Below are 22,064 nucleotides of genomic sequence, written 5' to 3' on the forward strand. Positions count from 1 at the left end.
GGAAGGCACGCGTCCTTCACGCCCACTGGCGTAGCGTCGACAGCACGCATCCCCCTCACCCCGCGGCCACCGTGCGGCCGCTCACAGACCAGCACACCCACCAGGACCGGCGACCCACGTGAGCTCCCCTTCTTCCACTCGGCACATCCGGCACCCGTCGCACCAGCAGGTACGACAGGGGACCCGAGATGGCTACCGACTGGTGCGTACGCCGCCGGACCAGATGGATCCCCCTCGCATGGACGCAGGTCAGCGCCGTGTGGTTGACCACAAGGGCGGCCCGCTGCTGGTCCTCGCGGGACCCGGCACGGGCAAGACCACCACGCTTGTGGAGAGTGTCGCCGCGCGTGTCGCCCAGGGCGTGGACCCCGCACGGATCCTGGTGCTCACCTTCAGCCGCAAGGCGGCGGTCGAGCTCCGGGACCGCATGGCGCTGCGCGTGGGTGCGGCGCGCGCCCCGCAGGCCACGACGTTCCACTCCTTCTGCTACGCCCTGGTCCGCGCCCACCAGGACACCGAACTGTTCGTGGAGCCGCTGCGGCTCCTGTCCGGTCCCGAGCAGGACGTGGCGGTACGTGAACTGCTCGCGGGACAGATCGACCTCGCGCGGGAGGGACACGGCCACATCCGCTGGCCGGACGAGCTCCGCGCCTGCCTCACCACCCGCGGCTTCGCCGACGAGGTCCGCGCGGTGCTCGCCCGCAGCCGTGAGCTCGGCCTCGGCCCGGACGCCCTGGACGCCTTCGCGCGCCGCAGCGGCCGGCCCGACTGGGGCGCGGCGGCGGCCTTCCTCGCCGAGTACCTGGACGTGCTCGACCTCCAAGGGGTGCTCGACTACGCGGAACTGGTGCACCGCGCGGTGCTGCTCGCGCGCCGCCCCGAGGTGGCGCGGGCGCTCGGCGCGCAGTACGACGCGGTCTTCGTGGACGAGTACCAGGACACCGACCCGGCGCAGGTGCGGCTGCTGCACGCGCTCGCCGGGGGCGGCCGCACGCTCGTCGCGTTCGGCGATCCCGACCAGTCGATCTACACCTTCCGTGGCGCCGACGTGAACGGCATCCTGGAATTCCCCGACGCCTTCACGCGCGTGGACGGGTCCCCCGCGCCGGTCGAGGTCCTCACGACCTCCCGCCGGTCGGGCGCGCAGCTCCTCGCGGCCACGCGACTCCTCACCCGGCGCATGCCGCTGACCCGGCTCCCCGCGGAGAAGGTGCGGGTGCACCGGGAGCCGGCGCCGGTCAGGGACGGCGGCCGCGTCGAGGTGTACACGTATCCGACGGCGGGCACGGAACTCGACAACATCGCGGACATCCTGCGCCGCGCACACCTGGAGGACGGCGTCCCCTGGGGCGAGATGGCGGTCCTGGTCCGAGCGGGCGCCCGCACGATCCCCGCGGTCCGCCGCAGCCTCAGCGCGGCGGGCGTCCCCCTGGAGATCGACGGCGACGACATCGCCCTGCGCCACGAACCGGCGGTGACGCCGTTGCTGACGGCGTTGCGGGTGGTGGCGATGGCGGTGGACGCGGAGGGCTCCACTTCGGAGGCGACCTCTCCGGAGGGGGGCTCTTCGCAGGGGGCCTCTCCGGAGGCCGCACCTCGGTCCGTGTCCGAGGCCGGGGTCGAGGCCGGGGCCGAGTCGGCGTCCCAGGACGGGACGGGCTCTGAGGCCGGGACCGAAACCGGGACCGAGGCCGAAACCGAGGCTGGGGCCGAGGCCAGGAGCGAAACCGAGGCCGGGGCCGGGGCCGGGGCCGAAACCGAGGCCAGGACCGGGACCGGGACCGAAACCGAGACCGGGACCGAGACCGAGACCGCAACCGAGACCGGGGCCGAGGCCAGGACCGGGACCGGGGCCGAAACCGAGACCGCAACCGAGACCGGGGCCGAGGCCAGGACCGGGACCGGGGCCGAAACCGAGGCCGGGACCGAAACCGGGACCGAAACCGAGACCGGGACCGAGACCGAGACCGCAACCGAGACCGGGGCCGAGGCCAGGACCGGGACCGGGGCCGAAACCGAGGCCGGGACCGAAACCGAGACCGAAACCGAGGCCGTGTCCGAGGCCGAGCTCGGCGCAGCGGGTGGGGCACGGAGCGGCAGAGGCATCGTTCCCGAATGGCTCGACACCGAGACCGCCCTCACCCTCCTGACGTCCCCCCTCGCCGGCATGGACGCCGCCGACCTGCGCCGGTTGGGCCGCGCCCTGCGCGAGGAGGAGCGCGCGGCGGGCAACCACGTGCCGCCGCCCTCCGACGAACTGCTGGCCCGCGCCCTCGCCGAGCCGGAGCGGCTCGTCGCGCACGATCCGACGTACGCCCGTGGCGCCCAGCGGCTCGGCGCGCTGCTCCGCAAGGCCCGTGAGCGCCTCGCGGGCGGCGGAACGGCCGAGGAGGCGCTGTGGGAGCTGTGGGACGGCACGCCCTGGCCCAGGCGCCTGGAACGCACCGCGCGGCGTGGCGGCGCGGCCGGCCGCAACGCCGACCGTGACCTCGACGCCGTGTGCGCCCTGTTCGCGGCGGCGGCCCGCGCGGAGGAGCGCACGGGCGGTCGCGGCGCCCTCAACTTCCTGGAGGAGACCGAGGCGCAGGACATCGCCGCGGACACCCTCACGCGCCGGGCGGCCCGCTCCGATGCCGTACGCCTGATGACGGCGCACCGCTCCAAGGGGCTCGAGTGGCGCCTCGTCGTGGTCGCGGGCGTTCAGGAGGGGCTCTGGCCCGACCTGCGCCGCCGCGGTTCCCTCCTGGAGGCCGACCGCATCGGGCGCGACGGCCTCGCCGAACCCCTCACCCCCGGGGCGCTCCTCTCCGAAGAGCGCCGGCTGTTCTACGTCGCCGCCACGCGCGCGCGGGAACGCCTCGTCGTGACCGCGGTGAAGGCACCCGCGGAGGACGGCGACCAGCCGTCCCGCTTCCTGACGGAACTCGGCGTCGAACCCAAGGACATAACGGGCCGCCCGCGCCGCCCCCTGTCCGTCGCCGCGCTCGTCGCCGAGCTGCGCGCGACCACCGTCGACCCGCGCGTCTCGGAGTCCCTGCGCGAGGCCGCGGCCCAGCGCCTGGCCCGCCTCGCCGCGCTCGCCGACACGGACGGCCGCCCCCTCGTGCCGGCCGCGCACCCCTACCGCTGGTGGGGCATGTACGAACCGACGGTGAGCGAGGTGCCGCTGCGGGACCGCGACAAGCCCGTCGTGCTGTCCGGAAGCGCGCTCGACCAGCTCGCCAACACCTGTGCCCTGCAGTGGTTCCTCGGCCGCGAGGTGAAGGCGGACGCGCCCGCGACCGCGGCCCAGGGCTTCGGGAACGTCGTGCACGTCCTCGCCGACGAGGTGGCCTCGGGGCGCACCCCCGCCGACCTCGCCGTCCTCATGGAGCGCCTCGACTCCGTATGGGACGCGCTCGCTTTCGACGCGCCCTGGAAGTCGGCGCAGGAGAAGGAGCACGCGCGCGTGGCGCTGGAGCGCTTCCTCCAGTGGCATGTGATGGACCGCGCGAGCCGCACCCCCGTCGCCAGTGAGCACGGCTTCGACGTGACCCTGGAAGCGGGCCCCTACGAAGTGCGGGTACGCGGCTCCATGGACCGGGTCGAACAGGACGCCGAAGGCCGTGCCTACGTAGTCGACTTCAAGACCGGCAAGCAGGCGCCGAGCGCCGCCGAGGTCGCCCGCCACCCGCAGCTCGCGGTCTACCAGCTGGCGGTCCGCGAGGGCGCCGCCGACGACCTCTTCGAAGGCGCACGTCCCGAGCCGGGCGGCGCCGAACTGGTGCAGCTGCGCCAGGGCGCCGCCAAGAAGAACGGCGGAGAAGCACTCCCGAAGGTGCAGGCCCAGGAGGCCCTCTCCGGGGAGTGGATCGGCGACCTGCTCGCGACGGCCGCGGGCAAGGTCCTCGACGAACGCTTCGCACCCACCACCGGCCAGCACTGCACGCACTGCGCCTTCCGCGCCTCGTGCAGCGCGCGTCCGGAGGGCCGCCATGTGGTGGAGTGACGCGGGAGCGAGGGGTGGCGTGACACGGGGGCGCCTCGCCCGTGGCGATTGTCACGTCGCGTCACCCGGGGGCACAGCACTCCCTGAAGCAATCTAAAGTCTCCGTAAAGACACCCTGTGCACTGGCTGAAAGTGCACCTTTTCGAGGAGATGCGCGTATATGGCAGCCAACCGGAAGCTCCTGGCAGTGGCCGTCGCCTGTGCCGCCGCCGTCATCGGCGTGACGGGCTGCAGCAGCGACGGGGACAAGGACCCCTTCGACGGCATGAGCGCCGACAAGATCGCCGACAAGGCCTCCAAGGCTTCCAAGGACGCCGGTTCCTTCACGATGAAGGGCAAGATGGAGCAGAAGGGCGAGGAGAGCAACATCGAGTTCTCCGTCGCCGAGTCCGGCGACTGCAAGGGCACGATGGGCTCGCCCAAGACCGGCACCGCCGAGTTCCTCTCCATCGGCAAGACCACGTACGTCAAGGCCGACGACAAGTTCTGGGACGCCAAGGGCGGCGGCAGCACGGCCGAGCTCCTCAAGGGCCGCTGGGTGAAGTCGAACGACAGCGGTCAGAGCGCGTGCAACCCGGACGACATGTTCAAGTCCGACAAGCTCAAGAACCTGAAGCGTGAGGACGACGCCGACGTCGACGGCAAGAAGGCCGCCGTCCTCACCAAGAAGAAGGGCTCCGAGACCACGACGTTCTACGTGGCGATGGAGGGCAAGCCCTACTTCCTGAAGGTCGTGAACAAGGACAGCGACGAGCCCGGCTCGGTGACCTTCAGCGACTACGGCAAGGACGTCGATGTGAAGGCGCCGCCGGCCGGCGAGGTCGTCGACCCGGCCAAGCTCGCCGCCGGTTCCTGACCCACGCGTCCCACGAGCGGGCGGTGGCCGCCCGAGTCCGGGCCCGCCCCGGATGTCAGTGGCCACCGCTAGCCTCTCTGATGTGTCACCTCGCATCACCGATCCCGAGCAGCTCAAGGAGCTCCTCGGGATCCCGTTCACCCCGGAGCAGACGGCCTGCATCACCGCGCCGCCCGCTCCGCAGGTGATCGTGGCCGGAGCCGGCTCGGGCAAGACGACGGTGATGGCCGCACGCGTGGTGTGGCTCGTCGGCACCGGCCAGGTCGCCCCCGAGCAGGTCCTCGGCCTGACGTTCACGAACAAGGCGGCGGGCGAGCTCGCCGAGCGCGTGCGCCAGGCGCTGATCAAGGCGGGCGTCACCGACCCCGACGCGGTCGACCCCGACAACCCGCCGGGCGAGCCCGTCATCTCCACGTACCACGCCTTCGCGGGCCGCCTCCTGACCGATCACGGTCTGCGGATCGGCCTGGAGCCCACCTCCCGCCTCCTCGCCGACGCCACCCGCTTCCAGCTCGCCGCGCGCGTGCTCCGCGAGGCCCCCGGGCCCTATCCCGCGCTCACCCGCTCCTTCCCCGACCTCGTCAGCGACCTCCTCGCCCTCGACAGCGAGCTCGCCGAGCACCTGGTGCGGCCCGAGAGGCTCCGCGCGTACGACACCGAGCTCCTGCGAGCCCTCGACGGCGTGAAGCTCTCCAACGCCGACCTGCGCAAGGTCCCCGAGACGGCGGCGGCCCGCCTCGAACTGGCCGAGCTCGTCGGTCGCTACCGCGCGGCGAAGCGCTCGCGCGACCTCCTCGACTTCGGCGACCAGATCGCCCTCTCCGCGACGCTGGCCGACACCCGCGCGGAGGTCGGCGAAATCCTCCGTGAGGAGTTCCGCGTCGTCCTCCTCGACGAGTACCAGGACACGTCGGTCGCCCAGCGCATCCTCCTCTCCGGGCTCTTCGGCGGAGGCACCGGACACCCGGTGACCGCGGTCGGCGACCCCTGCCAGGCCATCTACGGCTGGCGCGGTGCCTCCGTCGCGAACCTCGACGACTTCCCCGACCACTTCGCGCACGCCGACGGCCGCCCCGCCGCCCGCCACGCGCTCAGCGAGAACCGCCGCAGCGGAGGCCGCCTCCTGGACCTCGCCAACAGCCTCGCGGAGCCCCTGCGCGCCATGCACGCGGGCGTGGAGGCGCTCCGCCCCGCCCCGGGCGCCGAGCGGGACGGCGTCGTGCGCTGCGCCCTGCTGCGCACGCACGCCGAGGAGATCGACTGGCTCGGCGACTCGATCGCCCACCTCGTCCGCACCGGCAAGGCGCCCGGCGAGATCGCGGTCCTGTGCCGCACCGCCACGGACTTCGCCGAGATCCAGGCCGCTCTCGTCGCCCGCGACATCCCCGTGGAGGTCGTCGGCCTCTCCGGACTGCTGCACCTCCCGGAGGTCGCCGACCTCGTCGCCGTCTGCGAGGTCCTCCAGGACCCGGGAGCCAACGCCTCCCTGGTGCGGCTCCTCACCGGCCCCCGCTGGCGGATCGGCGCCCGCGACCTCGCCCTCCTGGGGCGCCGCGCCCGCCTCCTCGTACGCCCCGGGCACGCCGCCCCCGACGACCCGGACCGCCGTCTCGCCGAAGCCGTCGAGGGGGTCGACCCGGCCGAGGTGATATCGCTCGCGGACGCCCTGGACACCTTCCTGGAGTCACCGCTCGACCCGGACGACGCCTCCGGAGCGGACGACGGGCTGCCCTTCTCGGCGGACGCCCGGGTGCGCTTCGCCAGGCTCGCCGCCGAACTGCGCGAGCTGCGCCGATCGCTGGCCGACCCGCTGATGGACGTGCTGCACCGCGTGCTCGCCGTCACCGGCCTCGAGGTCGAGCTCTCCGCGTCCCCGGGCGCCCTCGCGGCCCGCCGCCGCGAGACGCTCTCCAACTTCCTGGACGTCGCCGCCTCCTTCGCCGCGAACGACAGCGGCGCGACGCTCCTCGCCTTCCTCGGCTTCCTGCGTACCGCCGCCCAGTACGAGAAGGGGCTCGACAACGCCCTGCCGGGCGGCGAGAACACCGTCAAGGTGCTCACCGCCCACCGGTCCAAGGGCCTGGAGTGGGACGTCGTCGCGGTGCCCGGCCTCGTCAACGGCACCTTCCCGAGCGCTCAGGGGCGCGAGAAGTGGACCGCACAGGCCAAGGTCGTCCCGCACGAGCTGCGTGGCGACAGGGCCACGCTGCCCGATGTCGACGCGTGGGACGCCAAGGGCATGAAGGCCTTCCACGAAGCGATGAAGGACCACCAGCGCACCGAGGAACTCCGCCTCGGGTACGTGACGTTCACCCGCCCCCGCTCCCTCCTCCTCGGCTCCGGCCACTGGTGGGGCCCCTCCCAGAAGAAGCCGCGCGGCCCCTCCGACTTCCTCCAGGCCCTGTACGACCACTGCGCGGCCGGCCACGGCGAGATCGAGGCCTGGGCCGACGCACCGGCCGAGGACGAGGAGAACCCCGCCCTTGAGGAGTCGACCGCCGACCAGGCGTGGCCGCTCCCGCTGGACCCCACCTCCCTGGCCCGGCGCCGGGCCGCCGCACAGACGGTCCTCGCCCACCTGGACCGGCTGACGGGGGAGAGCACCCCCGAGCCCGCCCGCTCCCACGAAGAGGCCCACCCGTCGGCACACGACGACGTGCCCCCGGCCGACGACCCCGAATGGCCACCCCCTCCCGAGGACGAAGAGCCCCTCTACGAAGACGAAGAGGGGCTCTACGAAGAGGACTGGGACTCCATGGCGACGGAGCGCCCCGCGGTCCCGCACCCCGCAGATGCCCCGGGCCCCGCACCCGTGCACGCCCCGGGCCCCGCACCCGCGCACGTAAAGCTCCCCGCGCCCCGCCCGGACGTCCGCCCCCACCCCGCCCCGGAGGAGTCCTCGGAGGAGCCCCCGAAGGAGCCCGCCACCCCCCTCACCCCGGAGGAAGTCCGCACCCTCGCCTCCTGGGACCGCGACCTCGACGCCCTGACCGGCGAGCTCCTGCGCGCCCGCGAAGCCGTCAGGGACGTCCCCGTGCCCGCCTCGCTCACCGCGTCCGAACTGATGCGCCTGGCCGCCGACCCCGACGGCTTCGCACGCGACCTCGCCCGGCCCATGCCGCGCCCGCCGCAGCCCGCGGCCCGCCGCGGCACCCGCTTCCACGCCTGGATCGAGTCCCGCTTCGAAGAGCTCCCGCTGCCGATGCTCTCCCCGGAGGACCTGCCGGGCGGCGCCCCCGACGAGGCCGAGATCGCCGACGAGCGCGACCTCGAAGCCCTCAAGGAAGCCTTCGAACGCACCGAGTACGCCCACCGCGCGCCCCACCGCGTCGAAGTCCCCTTCCAGTTCGTGATCGCGGGCCGCGTCATCAGGGGCCGCATCGACGCCGTCTACAAGGACGGTGACGGCCCCGGAGCGACGTACGAGATCGTCGACTGGAAGACCAGCCGCACCCGCACCGCCGACCCCCTCCAGCTCGCCGTCTACCGGCTCGCCTGGGCCGAGCAGCAGGGCGTCCCCCTGGAGTCGGTCAAGGCCGCCTTCCTCTACGTACGCAGCGGCGAGACCGCACGCCCCAGGAACCTGCCGGGCCGCGCCGAGCTCGAACGCCTCCTTCTGGAGGAACCGGCCGAGGCCCTGGTCGACGAGCCGCGGGACGAGCCCGCCCCGGATGGCGGATAGGCTCGTGACCATGAGCGAGACACCGGACAGCGCCGTTCGCACGTACATCGAGAACCACCGCGCCGCCTTCCTCGACCACCTCTCCGAGTGGCTGCGCATCCCGTCCGTGTCGGCGCAGCCCGACCACGCCGGGGACGTGCGCCGCAGCGCCGACTGGCTCGCCGCGGCCCTCAAGGAGACCGGCTTCCCGACCACGGAGGTCTGGGAGACGCCCGGAGCGCCCGCCGTCTTCGCCGAGTGGCCCTCCGACGACCCGGACGCCCCCACCGTCCTCGTCTACGGCCACCACGACGTCCAGCCCGCCGCCCGCGAGGACGGCTGGGACACCGGCCCCTTCGAGCCCGTCGTCCGGGGAAACCGCCTCCACGCGCGCGGAGCGGCCGACGACAAGGGACAGGTGTTCTTCCACACCCTCGGCGTCCGCGCCCACCTCGCCGCCACCGGCCGCACGGCGCCCGCGGTCCACCTCAAGCTGCTCGTCGAGGGCGAGGAGGAGTCCGGCTCCCCGAACTTCCGCGCGCTCGTCGAAGCCCACAAGGACCGCATCGCCGCCGACGCGGTGATCGTCTCCGACACCGGCATGTGGTCGGAGGACACCCCGACCGTCTGCACGGGCATGCGGGGCCTCGCCGAGTGCGAGATCGCCCTGCACGGCCCCGACCAGGACATCCACTCCGGCTCCTTCGGCGGCGCCGTGCCGAACCCCGCCACCGAGGTCGCCCGTCTTGTCGCCGCCCTCCACGACGAACACGGACGCGTGGCGATCCCCGGCTTCTACGAAGGCATCACGGAACTCACCGACCGCGAGCGCGAACTCTTCGCCGAGCTGCCCTTCGACGAGGGCCGCTGGCTGCACACGGCCAAGTCGCACGCCACCCACGGTGAGGCAGGACACACCACTCTGGAGCGGATATGGGCCCGCCCCACCGCCGAGGTCAACGGCATCGGCGGTGGCTACCAGGGCGTGGGCAGCAAGACGATCATCCCGTCGTCCGCCCTGGTGAAGCTCTCCTTCCGACTGGTCGCGGGACAGGACCCGGCCCACGTCGAGCAGGCCGTCCGCGCCTGGGCCGCCGACCGCATCCCCGCCGGAATCCGCCACACGGTCACCTTCGGCGGCGCCACGCGCCCGTGCCTGACCCCGCTCGACCACCCCGCCCTGCAGTCCGTCGTCCGCGCGATGGGCCGCGCCTTCGAGCAGAAGATCCGCTTCACGCGCGAGGGCGGCTCGGGACCCGCGGCCGACCTCCAGGACGTCCTCGGGGCGCCCGTGCTCTTCCTCGGCATCTCCGTCCCCTCGGACGGCTGGCACGCGCCGAACGAGAAGGTCGAGATCGATCTGCTGCTCAAGGGCGTCGAGACCACCGCGCACCTCTGGGGCGACCTCGCGGAGAACTGGCGCGATGGCCGCTGAGATCCGCCGGACCGCCGAGCACGCCACGCCCCACACCCCACCCCGGACATCGCCGCACGTCCTGCCGCACGCCCTGCTGAACCACCCATTCCATCGGGGGAGTTGGAAGCACCTGTGACCACCTGGACCGACAGCACCGCAGACCGGCCCGTCTCGCTGACCGCGCCGAGCGGCATCGACCGCGCCGCGCACCACCGCATGGACGAGGCGTGGCTGGCCGCCGCCTGGAGCCATCCCACCACCCGGGTCTTCGTGGTCTCCGGCGGTCAGGTGCTCATCGACGAGACGCCCGAGGGACACACCGAACTGGTGATGACGCCCTCCTTCGAAGCGCCGCTCACCGAGGAGCACCGCTACTTCCTCGGCACGGACGACGACGGCGTCAGCTACTTCGCGCTCCAGAAGGACACCCTGCCGGGCCGCATGGACCAGTCGGCGCGCCCCGCGGGACTGCGCGAGGCCGGACTGCTCCTGTCGCCCCGCGACGCGGGCCTGATGGTGCACGCAGTGGCTCTGGAGAACTGGCAGCGCCTGCACCGCTTCTGCTCGCGATGCGGCGAGCGCACCGTCATCGCGGCGGCCGGCCACATCCGCCGCTGCCAGGCCTGCGGCGCCGAGCACTACCCCCGCACGGACCCCGCCGTGATCATGGCAGTCAGGGACACCGAGGACCGCATCCTCCTCGGCCGCCAGGTGCACTGGCCCGAGGGCCGCTTCTCGACCCTCGCGGGCTTCGTCGAGCCGGGGGAGTCCATCGAGCAGTCGGTGCGGCGCGAGGTCTTCGAGGAGGCGGGCGTCACGGTCGGCGACGTCGAGTACGTCGCGAGCCAGCCCTGGCCCTTCCCCTCCAGCCTCATGCTGGGCTTCATGGCCGACGCGACCTCCTCGGAGATCAACGTGGACGGCGAGGAGATCGAGGAGGCCCGCTGGTTCTCCCGGGAAGACCTGCGGGCCGCATTCGAGTCCGGGGAGGTCCTGCCTCCCTACGGCATCTCGATTGCGGCCCGGCTGATCGAGCTCTGGTACGGGAAGCCCCTGCCGAAGCCGGGGACCGTGGGCTGAGCCCCGCCCGCACCGTGTGCGCCGTGCCTCAGGCCAGCTTCTGCTTGACCTGGGCCAGCGAGGGGTTCGTGAGGGTCGAGCCGTCCGGGAAGAGAACGGTGGGGACCGTCTGGTTTCCGCCGTTCGCCTTCTCGACGAAGGCCGCCGAGTCCGGGTCCTGCTCGATGTTGATCTCGGTGTAGGCGATGCCCTCACGGTCCATCTGGCCCTTGAGGCGGCGGCAGTAGCCGCACCACGTGGTGCTGTACATCGTCACAGTGCCCGGCATGTCTCTTGTGCTCCTTCGTTGCTCGGGGTGCGTCATCGCAATGGGTCGAACGTACGCGACCCGGCCACCATTCCCGCATTAGTACGATCGGCTCCGCCTCCCTGTGGACAACCGGCTCACCCGCCCCCGGAGACCTGGCAAGCTGGCTGGGTGACATCAGCAACGCACTCCACCCTCTTCCCGCAGGTCCCGGACTCTCCCGACGCGGTGCTCGACGGGCTCGACCCGGAGCAGCGCGAGGTCGCCACCGCCCTGTACGGGCCGGTGTGCGTCCTCGCCGGTGCCGGCACCGGCAAGACTCGGGCGATCACCCACCGGATCGCCTATGGGGTGCGGGCCGGGATGCTGCAGCCCGCCAGTGTGCTTGCCGTCACCTTCACCAACCGCGCCGCCGGAGAGATGCGCGGCCGCCTCCGCCAGCTCGGTGCCTCCGGTGTCCAGGCCCGCACCTTCCACTCCGCGGCCCTGCGCCAGCTCCAGTTCTTCTGGCCGAAAGCAGTCGGCGGCCCGCTGCCCCGGATCGTCGACCGCAAGATCAAACTCGTCGCGGACGCGGCCGCGGCCTGCCGCATCCGCCTGGACCGGAACGAGCTGCGCGACCTCACCAGCGAGATCGAATGGTCCAAGGTCACCCAGACCGTCCCCGCGGACTATGCGGCCGCCGCCGCGAAGGCGGGCCGCGACGTGCCCCGCGACCCCGCCGAGATCGCCCAGCTCTACGCGGCGTACGAAGACCTGAAGCGCGATCGCGCCGTCATCGACTTCGAGGACGTGCTGCTGCTCGCCGTCGGCATCCTCCAGGACCGTCACGACATCGCCGAACAGATCCGCGCCCAGTACCAGCACTTCGTGGTGGACGAGTACCAGGACGTGAGCCCCCTGCAGCAGCGCCTCCTGGAGCTCTGGCTCGGCGACCGGGACAGCCTCTGCGTCGTCGGCGACGCCAGCCAGACGATCTACTCGTTCACCGGCGCGACCCCCGACCACCTCCTGAACTTCCGCACCCGCCACCCGGGGGCCACGGTGGTCAAGCTGGTCCGTGACTACCGCTCCACCCCCCAGGTCGTCCACCTCGCCAACGGCCTGCTCTCCCAGGCCCGCGGCCGCGCCGCCGACCACCGCCTGGAACTCGTCTCGCAGCGCGACGCCGGACCCGAACCGGTCTATACGGAGTACGTGGACGAGCCGGCCGAGGCCGAAGGCGCCGCCCGCCGCATCCGCGCGCTCCTCGCCGACGGCGTCCCCGCCAGCGAGATCGCGGTCCTGTTCCGGACGAACTCGCAGTCGGAGATCTACGAACAGGCGCTCGCCGACGCGAACATCCCCTACCAGCTGCGGGGCGCCGAGCGGTTCTTCGAGCGCACGGAGGTGCGCGAGGCGGGGGCGGCCCTGCGCGGCGCCGCCCGCTTCGGGGGCAACGACGCGCTCCTCGACGACGTGGTCGACCTGCCCTCCCAGGTACGGGCCGTGCTCTCCACCAAGGGGTGGACGACCGAGCCCCCCGCGGGGTCCGGGGCGGTGCGCGACCGCTGGGAGTCCCTGGCGGCACTGGTGCGGCTCGCCGAGGACTTCGCGCGGGCCAGACCGGAGGCGACCCTCGCCGACCTCGTGACGGAGCTCGACGAGCGGGCGAACGCCCAGCACGCCCCCACCGTCGAGGGCGTCACGCTGGCCTCGCTGCACGCGGCCAAGGGCCTGGAGTGGGACGCCGTGTTCCTCGTGGGCCTCGCCGAAGGCATGATGCCGATCACCTACGCCAAGACGGACGAGCAGATCGAGGAGGAGCGCCGTCTCCTCTACGTGGGAGTGACCCGCGCCCGCGTCCACCTCTCCCTCTCCTGGGCCCTCTCCCGCTCTCCGGGCGGCCGCCCCGGCCGTCGCCCCAGCCGCTTCCTCGACGGACAGCGGCCGGGCTCCGGAGCGGGCACCGCGGCCCGGGCCGCGGGCGGCGGCCCCGGGGGCATCGAGCGCGGCAGCGGCGGGACCGCGGCCCCGGCGGCGGGCCGACGGCAGCGCAAGAGCCGCACGCCCGCCCGCTGCCGGGTCTGCGGACGGACCCTGACCGAGGCGGGCGAGATGAAGCTCATGCGGTGCGAGGACTGCCCGTCCGACATGGACGAAGGGCTCTACGAGCGGTTGCGGGAGTGGCGATCCGGCCAGGCGAGGGAGCTGGGACAGCCCGCCTACTGCGTCTTCACGGACAAAACCTTGATCGCCATCGCCGAGGCGGTGCCCGAGGACGAGGGCGAGCTGGCACGCATCCCCGGCGTCGGCGTCCGCAAGTTTCACCGCTTCGGCGCCGAGGTACTCGCCATCTGCGCAGGTCAGGACTATGTAAGGGGCGCCGACGACGAGTGATTCAAACTCGTCGAAAAAATAGTTTGCGCATGCGCAAGGAAGACCCATAGGTTCTTAACACGGAAACAGCGGCTTCTCCGAAGCCGAGGTTCCGTGCTGTACTTGATAGCCCGCAGGATCGGTTCCGGCCGATCCCCTAGACGCCGAGAGGAGGCGAATTCCAGTGATCAGCATCAACGAGAGCTTCATCAGCACCGCGAAAATGACCGATCGCTCGGTCGTCGCTTCCTGCCTGCTCGGCTTCTCGAACCAGGGCACCGGTCTGTCCGGCGGCATCCCCGCCGTCCGTCCGATGTCTCCCTCCCTGCCTCTCGCCGGTCTTCCCGTCCGCGAGGCCAATGAGGGCAATGAGCGACCGACCAAGGCACCGGAAGCAGCAGTAGCGGAGGCCCAGGCCCAGGCCTATGCCTTTGCGGCAGCCGGTGCCGGATTCCGGAAGCAGACGACGCAGCACCACACGATGTGGGCCTTCCGTGGGCTCGAACCCTGGAGTGATCCAGTCTGATCCTCGATCAGACCGGCGCCTTCAGGGCCGCGGAACCCCACCCGGGATCCGCGGCCCTTCTGTTTTCCCCAAAACAGGGAGAACAGAGCGAAGGGGCCGACAGCAAGACCCGGTACCAGCCGCCAACCGGCCGACCCAGGCCGGCACGACCAGACGAGGAAAACACCACCGTGCAACTCGAAGCGCACGCCCCGTCCGTACCGCCTTCACAGACGCTCCCCCCCGCACCCACGGAGGACCCGACCTTGACTCCCCTCACCGCGCTCACCGCGCTCACCGCGCTCGACGACGCCATCGAGAACCTCGGCGTACCCGTCCCCTGCCGTGCCTACGACCCGGAGGTCTTCTTCGCGGAGTCGCCGGCCGACGTCGAGTACGCCAAGTCCCTCTGCCGCACCTGCCCGCTGATGGAGGCCTGCCTCGCGGGTGCCAAGGAGCGGCGTGAGCCGTGGGGCGTCTGGGGCGGCGAGCTGTTCGTCCAGGGCGTCGTCGTTGCCCGCAAGCGGCCCCGTGGTCGCCCGCGCAAGAACCCGGTCGTCGCATGAACACCGCCGGAACCATCGACCGTCCCCTCACGCACGACCCCAAGAAGCAGGCCCCGATGAAGGCAGCCACCAGCGAGTCGGCAGGCACCGCCACCCCAGACTTCACCACCGGCGCGTACGTTCCGCGTCAGAACAGGATCCGAGAAATGCAACTCAGCCCCGAAGCCATGGCTCGTGCGCATATGCACGAACGCCTGCGCGAAGCCGAGGCTCAACGCCCGGCCGAGCGCCTGATGGCGGCCCGCCGCATGCAGCGCCGCGCGGAGCGCGCCTCGCTGCGTGCCCGGCGCGCGCTCGCCATCGCGGTCATGCAGTAAGAGCCGCGCAGGCGCTGCGGTACGACGACAGACGAGTGCGGGGGACGGTCCGAACGGACCGTCCCCCGCAGTGCGTTGTACTCACCGACCCCTCCCGTACGGCGATATGGTCGCCCGGTGGAACAGCAGACCCCCCAGTCCCCGGAGCCGGAGCAGCTCGTGTGTTCCCGCTGCGGCACGGTCGCCGAGGGCACGCCGCCGACCTGGACCTGCTCCGTGGAGAACGGCGTCCGGCACTACTTCTGCGACGCTTGCGCCCGGGCCAACCTCAGAGCCATCGAAGGACGCCTCGACTCCGACTGGTGGTGAGCTGCTCCGCGGTCAGGCCTTCGCCGCCGCGCTGCCCTCCGCGACCGCCTCGACTGCCTCGTCTTCCTCCGGTTCCTCGGTCTCCTCCGGCTCCGCAACGAAGCCGGGCAGCCACTCCTCCAGCTCGTCCCGCATCCGAACCGTCGCACCCAGCTGGCACAGCACCCCGATCGTGCTCACCGTCACGCGGTGTATCAGCAGATAGGCGGGCGGCAGGTTCAGATACCGGCCCAACTGGTAGGCGGGGGAGCGCACGTCGGCCAGCCGGGCCGCCTGCTTGCGCATCCACGCGCGGGTGAAGGTGTACTCCTCGACTGCCGTGGGCTCGATGATCGGCAGCAGATAGTCGAGCACCGCCTGCGGTGCCAGATCGACGGACTCCTTGACGAAGCCCTCCTCGCACAACATGTCGTAGACCGCGTCGGCCTCGCCCTCCAGCGTCATCCGCAGGGACGCTCCGATGGTCGGCGGCAGCCCGTCGGGCAGCCGGTCGACCGTGCCGAAGTCCAGCACCCCCAGGCGGTACCCCGCCTTCTCGTCGAAGAGCAGCCGGAAGTTGCCGGGGTGCGGGTCGGCGTGCAGCAGACCCGTGCGCGCGGGACCGGAGAAGAGGAAGCGGGCCAGGAGCTGACCGGCCTGGTCGCGCTGCTCCTCCGTGCCCTCCGCGATCACCTCGGAGAGAGGCGTCCCGTCCATCCACTCGGTCACCAGGACCTGATCGCTCTGGTGCACCACCTGCGGCACCAGCACGTCGGGGTCGTCCGCGAACTCGTCGGCGTGCGCCTGCTGGGCCTGGGCCTCCAAGCTGTAGTCCAGCTCTTCCGACACGCGGTCGCGCAGCTCCGTGATGAGGGGCTTGATGTCCATCCCCGGGACCAGCGGTCCCAGCAGACGGGCGAACCGGCTGAGCTGGGTGAGGTCGGACAGCAGCGCCTCGCCCGCTCCCGGGTACTGCACCTTGACCGCGACCTCCCGTCCGTCCGTCCAGACGGCCCGGTGCACCTGTCCGATCGACGCGGCGGCGGCGGGCTTGTCATCGAACTCGAGGAACAGCTCGCGCCAGTCCTTGCCGAGCCGCTCCTCCAGGACGGAGTGCACGGTCCGGCTGGGCATCGGCGGTGCCGCTTCCTGCAGCTTCGTCAGCGCCGTGCGATACGGTCCCGCGACCTCTTCGGGCAGTGCGGACTCGAAGACGGACAGCGCCTGCCCGAATTTCATGGCACCGCCCTTCAGCTCCCCGAGGACCTTGAACAACTGCTCGGCCGTGCGCTGCTGGAGCTCGCGCCCCACGATCTCCGCCGACTTGCCCCCGATCCGCTTGCCCAGCCCCCAGGTCGCGCGCCCCGCAAAGCCGAGTGGCAGCGCGGCCAGTTTGGCGGTACGGGTGACCGCCTTCCGGGGAAGATCAGACATGCGCCCCTCCAATTCCCAGACAGCCGCGCCTTGTCAGGCGGTTACCCGGCCATTGTTGCGTGTGGCTTCTCAGCAGCGGTGAGCCGATCCCCCTTAACGGACACGCCCGCCCCACAAGAGCATGATGGATGGGGCCAAATCGGGCTCGAGAGCCACTCGAGTCCTGGAATGGAGGCCGTCTGGCGAACCCCCGCACAGGCCGAAGGACCGCCGTCCAAGAAGGCCAAGGCATGCCCCGCCGCAAGACCGGCGACCGAGGCCGACAGCGCCAGGTCGCACGCGGGCACGTGGCGCGAGGAACCTGAGCGCCACTGGGCGAGCATCCGCGGCCAGGTGGGGTCGCGGTCCGCGCGGTGCCGGAACAGACACTCCGCGCACGCCGTCGTCCCCGGCAGGACCAGAGGGCCGACCACACCCGTCCCCTCGATCACGCCGGCGTAGAGGTGAGGGGTGCCGGAGGCGAGCAGCTCCTCGGTCGCCGCGGGGGACGGCGCGTACGCATCCAGGCCGTCCCTCGGAGCGATGATCACGAGGGACAGATCCGCTCCGTCCCCCTCGGATCCGGACCGCCGGGGCTGTCGGGGCGGACGACCGGGGGCCGCCTGCCGGACCATGCGGCGTGCTGCCGTCTCCCTGCGCTCGCCGACGGACTCGGCAGGCAGCCCGCCCGGCGCGACATCCCACGGCCGCACCTGCCCACCGTCCCGCACATCGACACGCCCGACCCCCGCGCCCGCCAGCAACGAGGCCACCACGGCACCCACCCGACCGGCGCCCTGGACCCGCACCCGCACGGTCCCGCGCGCCGCCGTCTTCGCAATCGCATCGCCCGGCCCGGGCGACAGAAGAGACAGTGAGGCCACGTCCCCCCGCAGCCGGTCGAGGGTCTCCGCGCGTTCGCGCAGCGCATCGGCAGCCGGGCCACCCCCGGTCGAGTCGTCGAGCAGACCGGCCCGCGACAGCTCGCCCAGCAGCCTGTCCACGTGCCCGTCCGGCAGCCCCATCCGCCGGCCCTCCTCCCGCAGCAGAGGAACCCCGCGGGTGCCGTCCAGCAAGGTCAGAAAGCTGCCCGTCGCCGTGTCCATCGGTCCGAGCACCAAGGCGTGCGCGGGCGCCACCCCGAACTGCACGGTGCTCAGGTCCCGCCAGCCGCGCCGCAGCGCGGGCTTGAGGATCGGATGCATGGTCGTCCCCCGTCGGCCGCTCGGCGCGGATCCGTCCTCCGCGCTCGATCGAATGCCAGAATGCCCGCCTCACTGGACCCCCGCGTCGCGTTGTCCACAGGCGGTGGGCATTAGTCGTACCAATCAAACGGACGGGGAGCGGAACATCGCCGAACCGTCCCGGAGGCGGGACTTCCCCTATGCCCAGCGGGTAACGTCGGGGCGTGCCCGCCGACCCGTCCCCTCGCGTCGCTGGGGAGACCTCAGCGCGTCGCGCCGGAGCTCCGCAGCGCAGCACGACCAGCCCGCCGCCGCCCGGGAGGGGGACCAGCGCGGTCGAGGTCAGACGGAGCGCCCGCCGCCGCAGAACGGTCTCCGCGTACCGGGAGGGGGACCGCACCGTCGTCCTCATCCCCGCCCGCATGTCCGAGGCGGAGGAGCAGCGCTGGGTCAACGTGATGCTCGACAAGCTCGCGGCCCAGGAGAGCAAGCGGCTCCTCGGTGACGCGGAGCTCGCCGAGCGCGCGGGACAGCTCTCCGACCAGTACTTCGCTGGTCGCGCCAGGCCCGAGTCGGTCCGCTGGGTCACGAACCAGAACACCCGGTGGGGTTCCTGCACCCCGGCCGAGGGCAGCATCCGCCTCTCGCACCGGTTGCAGGGCATGCCCGAGTACGTCGTGGACTACGTCCTCGTCCACGAACTCGCCCACCTCCTCGTCCCCGGCCACGGCCCCCGTTTCTGGCGTCTTCTGGAGGCCTACCCCCGCACCGAGCGCGCCAGGGGGTACCTCGAAGGGGTCGTCGCGGCCGGTCGCCTGCCGCATCTGCCCGCCGCCCGCGAGGAGTGAACGTCCGCCGGATCCCGCAGTTGTGTAGCGGGTCTGTACCGGCTTGGCCCGCCGTCGGACTTTGCGGTTAGCCTGACGCGACGTATTCACATTCGGGATGGGGGACGGTCGTTACGTATGGCCAGGGAATTCCAACGCGGCCACAAGGCCAAGGTCAGTGACCTCACCGCCGGAACCGATCTGTACGTCGGCGTACAGATCTCGGCGCCGGGACTGACGTTCGACATCAGTTGCTTCGGCCTGGACGCGAGCGAGCGGCTCTCGGACGACCGTTACTTCATCTTCTTCAACCAGCCGAAGTCGCCCGAGGAGTCGATCCAGCTCCTGGGCGCCCAGGCGGGCGACTCCGAATCCTTCCGGGTCACGCTCGACCGCGTCCCGCAGCAGATCCAGCGCCTCTCGTTCACGGCGACGATCGACGGCGCCGGGCAGATGTCGCAGGTCGCCTCCGGGTACATCCGCATCGTCGCGGGTGGCGAGGAAGTCGTGCGCTACGCCTTCACCGGCGCGGAGTTCTCCACCGAGCGCGCCGTCATGCTGGGCGACTTCTACCTGAAGGACGTCTGGCGCTTCGCCGCCATCGGACAGGGCTTCGACGGCGGTCTCGAGGCGCTCCTGCGGAACTTCGGCGGCGAGGTCGCCGAGGAGGAGCCCGCCGCCCCGCAGCAGCAGGCAGGCGCGCCCTCCTTCGCGCCGCCCGCCCAGGCCGCCGCGCCGCCCGCGTTCGGCGCCCCGGCCGCCCCCGCGCCGCCCCAGGCCCCTGCCCCCGCGCCCGTCCCCGCGCAGCACTTCGCGCCGCCGCAGGGCGCCACTCCGCCCCCGGCGCCCGCCCCCGTGGACCCGTCGGTGCACGCGGCGCAGACCGTCGTGGCCCCGCTGAACCAGCCGCCGGGAGGGTCCGTGCCGCCCCCGCCGGCCCCCTCGCCGTACGGCCAGCCGGGACAGCAGCCCCCGCAGCAGCCCCAGTTCGGCCAGATCCCCGGCCAGCAGCAGACACCGCCGCCTCCTCCGGGGTACGGCCAGCAGCCCACCGCCCCACCGCCTCCCGGCTACGGCCAGCAGCCCCCGGGTGGTCAGTTCCCCGGCCAGCCCGCAGCCCCGCAGGGCGCGGCACCCCAGGGCGCCGGCGTGTCCGCGGCCCTCCAGAAGTACCGCGAGGCCCCCACCGGCCAGCGCTGGACGCAGCAGAACGAGAAGCTGATCCGCGTGGACCTGGGCGTCGCCGACCAGCCGATCCTGGCCCGTCAGGGCAGCATGGTGCTCTACCAGGGCAAGGTCGAGTTCAGCTACAAGGGCGCGGGCTTCGCGGGCCGCATCGTGGGCAACGCCACCGGCCAGGAGATGCAGCTGATGCGCTGCTCCGGCCGCGGCCAGGTCTTCCTCGCCGAGGAAGCCACCCACCTGCACCCCATCGAACTCCAGGGTGACGCGATCTGCGTCTCCGCGGAGAACGTCCTCGCCTTTGACGAGACCCTCCAGCACGAGGTGCGCAGGATCGAGGGGCACGGAATCCCCGGCGGCGCACTGTTCGTCATGCAGTTCCAGGGCACCGGCACGGTCATCGTGAAGACCCACGGCGTGCCCGTCGTGCTGCCCGTCACGCCGACGACGTTCGCGGACTGCCACGCCGTCGTCGCCTGGTCGGCCGCCGCTCAGGCGATCGTCTCCAGCCAGGTCAGGCTGCGCAGCAACGCGTACGCGGGCTCCACGGGGGAGAGCGTGAACCTTCAGTTCCGTGGCGCGCCCGGCAATTTCATCGTCGTCCAGCCGTACGAGGTCTGAGGGAGCCCGTCATGAACCAGCAACTCGCGGGCTTCGCTCCCGCACCCGTCGCCGCCCGCATGGAGAACCACGGCCACCACATGGTCAAGGTGGCCATGCAGACCGGCAACGACCTCTTCGCGCGCGTGGGCTCGATGGTCGCCTACGAAGGATTCGTGCAGTACGAGCCGAATCCGCCCGCCGTCCGTCAGGTCGCGCGCGAGTGGATGACCGGCGAGGGCGCGCCCCTGATGAAGTGCTCCGGAGACGGCCTGCTCTACCTCGCCGACTACGGAGCGGACGTCGTCCTCATCAACCTGGCGGGCGACTCCCTCTCGGTGAACGGCACCAACCTGCTCGCCTTCGACACATCCCTCCAGTGGGGCGTCGAGCGGGTCAAGGGCATGGCCAAGTTCGCCGGACAGGGCCTGTGGAACATCAAGATCTCCGGCCAGGGCTGGGTCGCGCTGACCTCCCGCGGCACGCCGATCGTCGTCGACTGCGGCCGCGGCGAGGACGAGACGTACGTCGACCCGGACGCCCTGATCGCCTGGTCCCCGAACCTCAAGGTGAAGGGCAAGCGCAGCTTCAAGGCCGGCTCCCTCATCGGGCGCGGCAGCGGCGAGGCCTACCAGATGGGCTTCTCCGGAGAGGGCATCGTCGTCGTACAGCCCAGCGAGGACAGCACCGACCGCCTCCGAGCACGGGGCTGAGGGGGAGCAACACACCATGCAGAGCCCACTTTTCGCGCACGCCGAACAGCAGACCCAGGAGCGTTACTCCGTCCAGAACCCGCAGCTGCTGCGGGTCGCCCTGGAAGGGCACGACGACGTCCTGGCCCGCAAGGGCGCGATGGTCGCCTACCAAGGGCTGCTCGAGTTCGACGCCGAGTACCAGAGCCAGGGCAACCAGCGTGCCCGCGCGCACACCGGCGAGGGCCTCGACCTGATGCGCTGCCACGGCCAGGGCACGGTCTACTTCGCCAACCTCGCCCAGTACATCCACGTAGTGGATGTCGACCAGGACGGGCTGACCGTCGACAGCAGCTACGTCCTCGCGATGGACTCGTCGCTGACCCACCAGGTCATCGCCGTCGACAGCCAGTACGGCATCTCCGGTTCCGGCAAGTACCAGCTCAACATCACCGGCCGCGGCAAGGTCGCCCTGATGACGTCGGGCCAGCCGCTGATGCTCCAGGTCACGCCGGACCGGTACGTCAACGCGGACGCCGACGCGATCGTCGCGTGGTCCAACGGCCTCCGTGTCCAGATGCAGGCCCAGACCCATTCCTCGGGCGTCTGGCGGCGCCGCGGCAACACCGGCGAGGGCTGGGAGCTCAGCTTCATGGGGCAGGGCTACGCGCTCGTCCAGCCGAGCGAGATGCTGCCGCCGCAGAACGCGGTCATCGGGCAGGGCGCCCGGGCGCAGTTCGGGGTGGGCCAGCAGGGGGCCCGGGGGCAGAACCAGGGCGACGTCTGGAGCTGAGCGCTCCGCTTCGGTGCCGCAGGGAACAGGTCGCGGGGAACTGCGGGCCGGCTGTGGGTCGCGCAGTTCCCCGCGCCCCTGTCAGGGGCG

The 22,064-nt window shown here is 72.0% G+C and carries 17 protein-coding genes; 14 read left to right on the top strand and 3 right to left on the bottom strand.

Annotation, left to right across the window (positions count from 1 at the left end; genetic code table 11):
- The first annotated feature begins 238 nt into the window (after positions 1 to 238).
- The 5 genes from AC07DO_RS22820 to nudC all read left to right on the top strand — a co-directional run bounded on the left by AC07DO_RS22820 (position 239) and on the right by nudC (position 11,002).
- The gene (locus AC07DO_RS22820) at positions 239 to 3,988 is read left to right on the top strand and encodes a UvrD-helicase domain-containing protein (protein ID WP_479062096.1); all 3,750 of its coding nucleotides are present in this window, start codon (positions 239 to 241) and stop codon (positions 3,986 to 3,988) included.
- A 160-nt stretch (positions 3,989 to 4,148) separates the two neighbouring features.
- Positions 4,149 to 4,844 carry a hypothetical protein gene (locus tag AC07DO_RS22825; RefSeq protein WP_479062098.1) on the top strand — a complete coding sequence of 232 codons (696 nt, stop codon included), beginning with the start codon at positions 4,149 to 4,151 and terminating at the stop codon, positions 4,842 to 4,844.
- Between the two features lie 82 nt (positions 4,845 to 4,926).
- The gene (locus AC07DO_RS22830) at positions 4,927 to 8,526 is read left to right on the top strand and encodes an ATP-dependent helicase (protein ID WP_479062099.1); all 3,600 of its coding nucleotides are present in this window, start codon (positions 4,927 to 4,929) and stop codon (positions 8,524 to 8,526) included.
- A 10-nt stretch (positions 8,527 to 8,536) separates the two neighbouring features.
- Positions 8,537 to 9,940, top strand: a complete 1,404-nt coding sequence (locus AC07DO_RS22835; protein ID WP_479062101.1) for a dipeptidase — start codon at positions 8,537 to 8,539, stop codon at positions 9,938 to 9,940.
- A gap of 114 nt (positions 9,941 to 10,054) precedes the next feature.
- Complete coding sequence (nudC, locus tag AC07DO_RS22840; RefSeq protein ID WP_479062103.1) at positions 10,055 to 11,002, top strand: NAD(+) diphosphatase; 948 nt, start codon at positions 10,055 to 10,057, stop codon at positions 11,000 to 11,002.
- Between the two features lie 28 nt (positions 11,003 to 11,030).
- Here nudC and AC07DO_RS22845 read toward each other — a convergent pair whose 3' ends face one another.
- Positions 11,031 to 11,270 carry a mycoredoxin gene (locus AC07DO_RS22845; protein ID WP_150172002.1) on the bottom strand — a complete coding sequence of 80 codons (240 nt, stop codon included), beginning with the start codon at positions 11,268 to 11,270 and terminating at the stop codon, positions 11,031 to 11,033.
- Positions 11,271 to 11,339: 69 nt separating this feature from the next.
- Between AC07DO_RS22845 and AC07DO_RS22850 the strand changes: the two genes are divergently transcribed.
- The 5 genes from AC07DO_RS22850 (at position 11,340) to AC07DO_RS22870 (ending at position 15,304) form a co-directional block, all read left to right on the top strand.
- The gene (locus AC07DO_RS22850; protein WP_479062484.1) at positions 11,340 to 13,628 is read left to right on the top strand and encodes an ATP-dependent DNA helicase UvrD2; all 2,289 of its coding nucleotides are present in this window, start codon (positions 11,340 to 11,342) and stop codon (positions 13,626 to 13,628) included.
- A gap of 163 nt (positions 13,629 to 13,791) precedes the next feature.
- Complete coding sequence (locus AC07DO_RS22855) at positions 13,792 to 14,133, top strand: hypothetical protein (RefSeq protein ID WP_150172004.1); 342 nt, start codon at positions 13,792 to 13,794, stop codon at positions 14,131 to 14,133.
- A gap of 170 nt (positions 14,134 to 14,303) precedes the next feature.
- Positions 14,304 to 14,678 carry a WhiB family transcriptional regulator gene (locus AC07DO_RS22860; RefSeq protein WP_479062105.1) on the top strand — a complete coding sequence of 125 codons (375 nt, stop codon included), beginning with the start codon at positions 14,304 to 14,306 and terminating at the stop codon, positions 14,676 to 14,678.
- On the top strand, positions 14,675 to 14,995 hold the full coding sequence (locus tag AC07DO_RS22865; RefSeq protein WP_479062107.1) for a hypothetical protein: 321 nt from the start codon (positions 14,675 to 14,677) through the stop codon (positions 14,993 to 14,995). Before AC07DO_RS22860 ends, AC07DO_RS22865 begins: the two co-directional genes overlap by 4 nt.
- A 117-nt stretch (positions 14,996 to 15,112) precedes the next feature.
- On the top strand, positions 15,113 to 15,304 hold the full coding sequence (locus AC07DO_RS22870) for a hypothetical protein (protein WP_479062108.1): 192 nt from the start codon (positions 15,113 to 15,115) through the stop codon (positions 15,302 to 15,304).
- A 12-nt stretch (positions 15,305 to 15,316) separates the two neighbouring features.
- Here AC07DO_RS22870 and AC07DO_RS22875 read toward each other — a convergent pair whose 3' ends face one another.
- Both AC07DO_RS22875 and AC07DO_RS22880 read right to left on the bottom strand, forming a co-directional pair.
- Positions 15,317 to 16,717 carry an ABC1 kinase family protein gene (locus AC07DO_RS22875; protein WP_479062110.1) on the bottom strand — a complete coding sequence of 467 codons (1,401 nt, stop codon included), beginning with the start codon at positions 16,715 to 16,717 and terminating at the stop codon, positions 15,317 to 15,319.
- Positions 16,718 to 16,758: 41 nt separating this feature from the next.
- Positions 16,759 to 17,901 carry a ThiF family adenylyltransferase gene (locus AC07DO_RS22880; protein WP_479062111.1) on the bottom strand — a complete coding sequence of 381 codons (1,143 nt, stop codon included), beginning with the start codon at positions 17,899 to 17,901 and terminating at the stop codon, positions 16,759 to 16,761.
- A 203-nt stretch (positions 17,902 to 18,104) separates the two neighbouring features.
- Here AC07DO_RS22880 and AC07DO_RS22885 point away from each other — a divergent pair, with 203 nt between their 5' ends.
- The 4 genes from AC07DO_RS22885 (at position 18,105) to AC07DO_RS22900 (ending at position 21,974) form a co-directional block, all read left to right on the top strand.
- Positions 18,105 to 18,728, top strand: a complete 624-nt coding sequence (locus AC07DO_RS22885; RefSeq protein WP_479062112.1) for a M48 metallopeptidase family protein — start codon at positions 18,105 to 18,107, stop codon at positions 18,726 to 18,728.
- A gap of 117 nt (positions 18,729 to 18,845) precedes the next feature.
- On the top strand, positions 18,846 to 20,510 hold the full coding sequence (locus AC07DO_RS22890; RefSeq protein WP_479062113.1) for a TerD family protein: 1,665 nt from the start codon (positions 18,846 to 18,848) through the stop codon (positions 20,508 to 20,510).
- Between the two features lie 11 nt (positions 20,511 to 20,521).
- Positions 20,522 to 21,202, top strand: a complete 681-nt coding sequence (locus AC07DO_RS22895) for an AIM24 family protein (RefSeq protein WP_479062114.1) — start codon at positions 20,522 to 20,524, stop codon at positions 21,200 to 21,202.
- Positions 21,203 to 21,218: 16 nt separating this feature from the next.
- Complete coding sequence (locus AC07DO_RS22900) at positions 21,219 to 21,974, top strand: AIM24 family protein (RefSeq protein ID WP_479062116.1); 756 nt, start codon at positions 21,219 to 21,221, stop codon at positions 21,972 to 21,974.
- Positions 21,975 to 22,064 lie beyond the last annotated feature (90 nt).

It is taken from the genome of Streptomyces sp. NPDC045678, from assembly GCF_056432085.1.

Coding starts and splice junctions, on each gene's coding strand:
- AC07DO_RS22875 (WP_479062110.1), bottom strand. CDS start 16,717: ATGTCTGATCTTCCCCGGAAGGCGGTCACCCGTACCGCCAAACTGGCC.
- AC07DO_RS22890 (WP_479062113.1), top strand. CDS start 18,846: ATGGCCAGGGAATTCCAACGCGGCCACAAGGCCAAGGTCAGTGACCTC.
- AC07DO_RS22825 (WP_479062098.1), top strand. CDS start 4,149: ATGGCAGCCAACCGGAAGCTCCTGGCAGTGGCCGTCGCCTGTGCCGCC.
- AC07DO_RS22880 (WP_479062111.1), bottom strand. CDS start 17,901: ATGCATCCGATCCTCAAGCCCGCGCTGCGGCGCGGCTGGCGGGACCTG.
- AC07DO_RS22835 (WP_479062101.1), top strand. CDS start 8,537: ATGAGCGAGACACCGGACAGCGCCGTTCGCACGTACATCGAGAACCAC.
- AC07DO_RS22820 (WP_479062096.1), top strand. CDS start 239: ATGGACGCAGGTCAGCGCCGTGTGGTTGACCACAAGGGCGGCCCGCTG.
- AC07DO_RS22865 (WP_479062107.1), top strand. CDS start 14,675: ATGAACACCGCCGGAACCATCGACCGTCCCCTCACGCACGACCCCAAG.
- AC07DO_RS22845 (WP_150172002.1), bottom strand. CDS start 11,270: ATGCCGGGCACTGTGACGATGTACAGCACCACGTGGTGCGGCTACTGC.
- AC07DO_RS22900 (WP_479062116.1), top strand. CDS start 21,219: ATGCAGAGCCCACTTTTCGCGCACGCCGAACAGCAGACCCAGGAGCGT.
- AC07DO_RS22895 (WP_479062114.1), top strand. CDS start 20,522: ATGAACCAGCAACTCGCGGGCTTCGCTCCCGCACCCGTCGCCGCCCGC.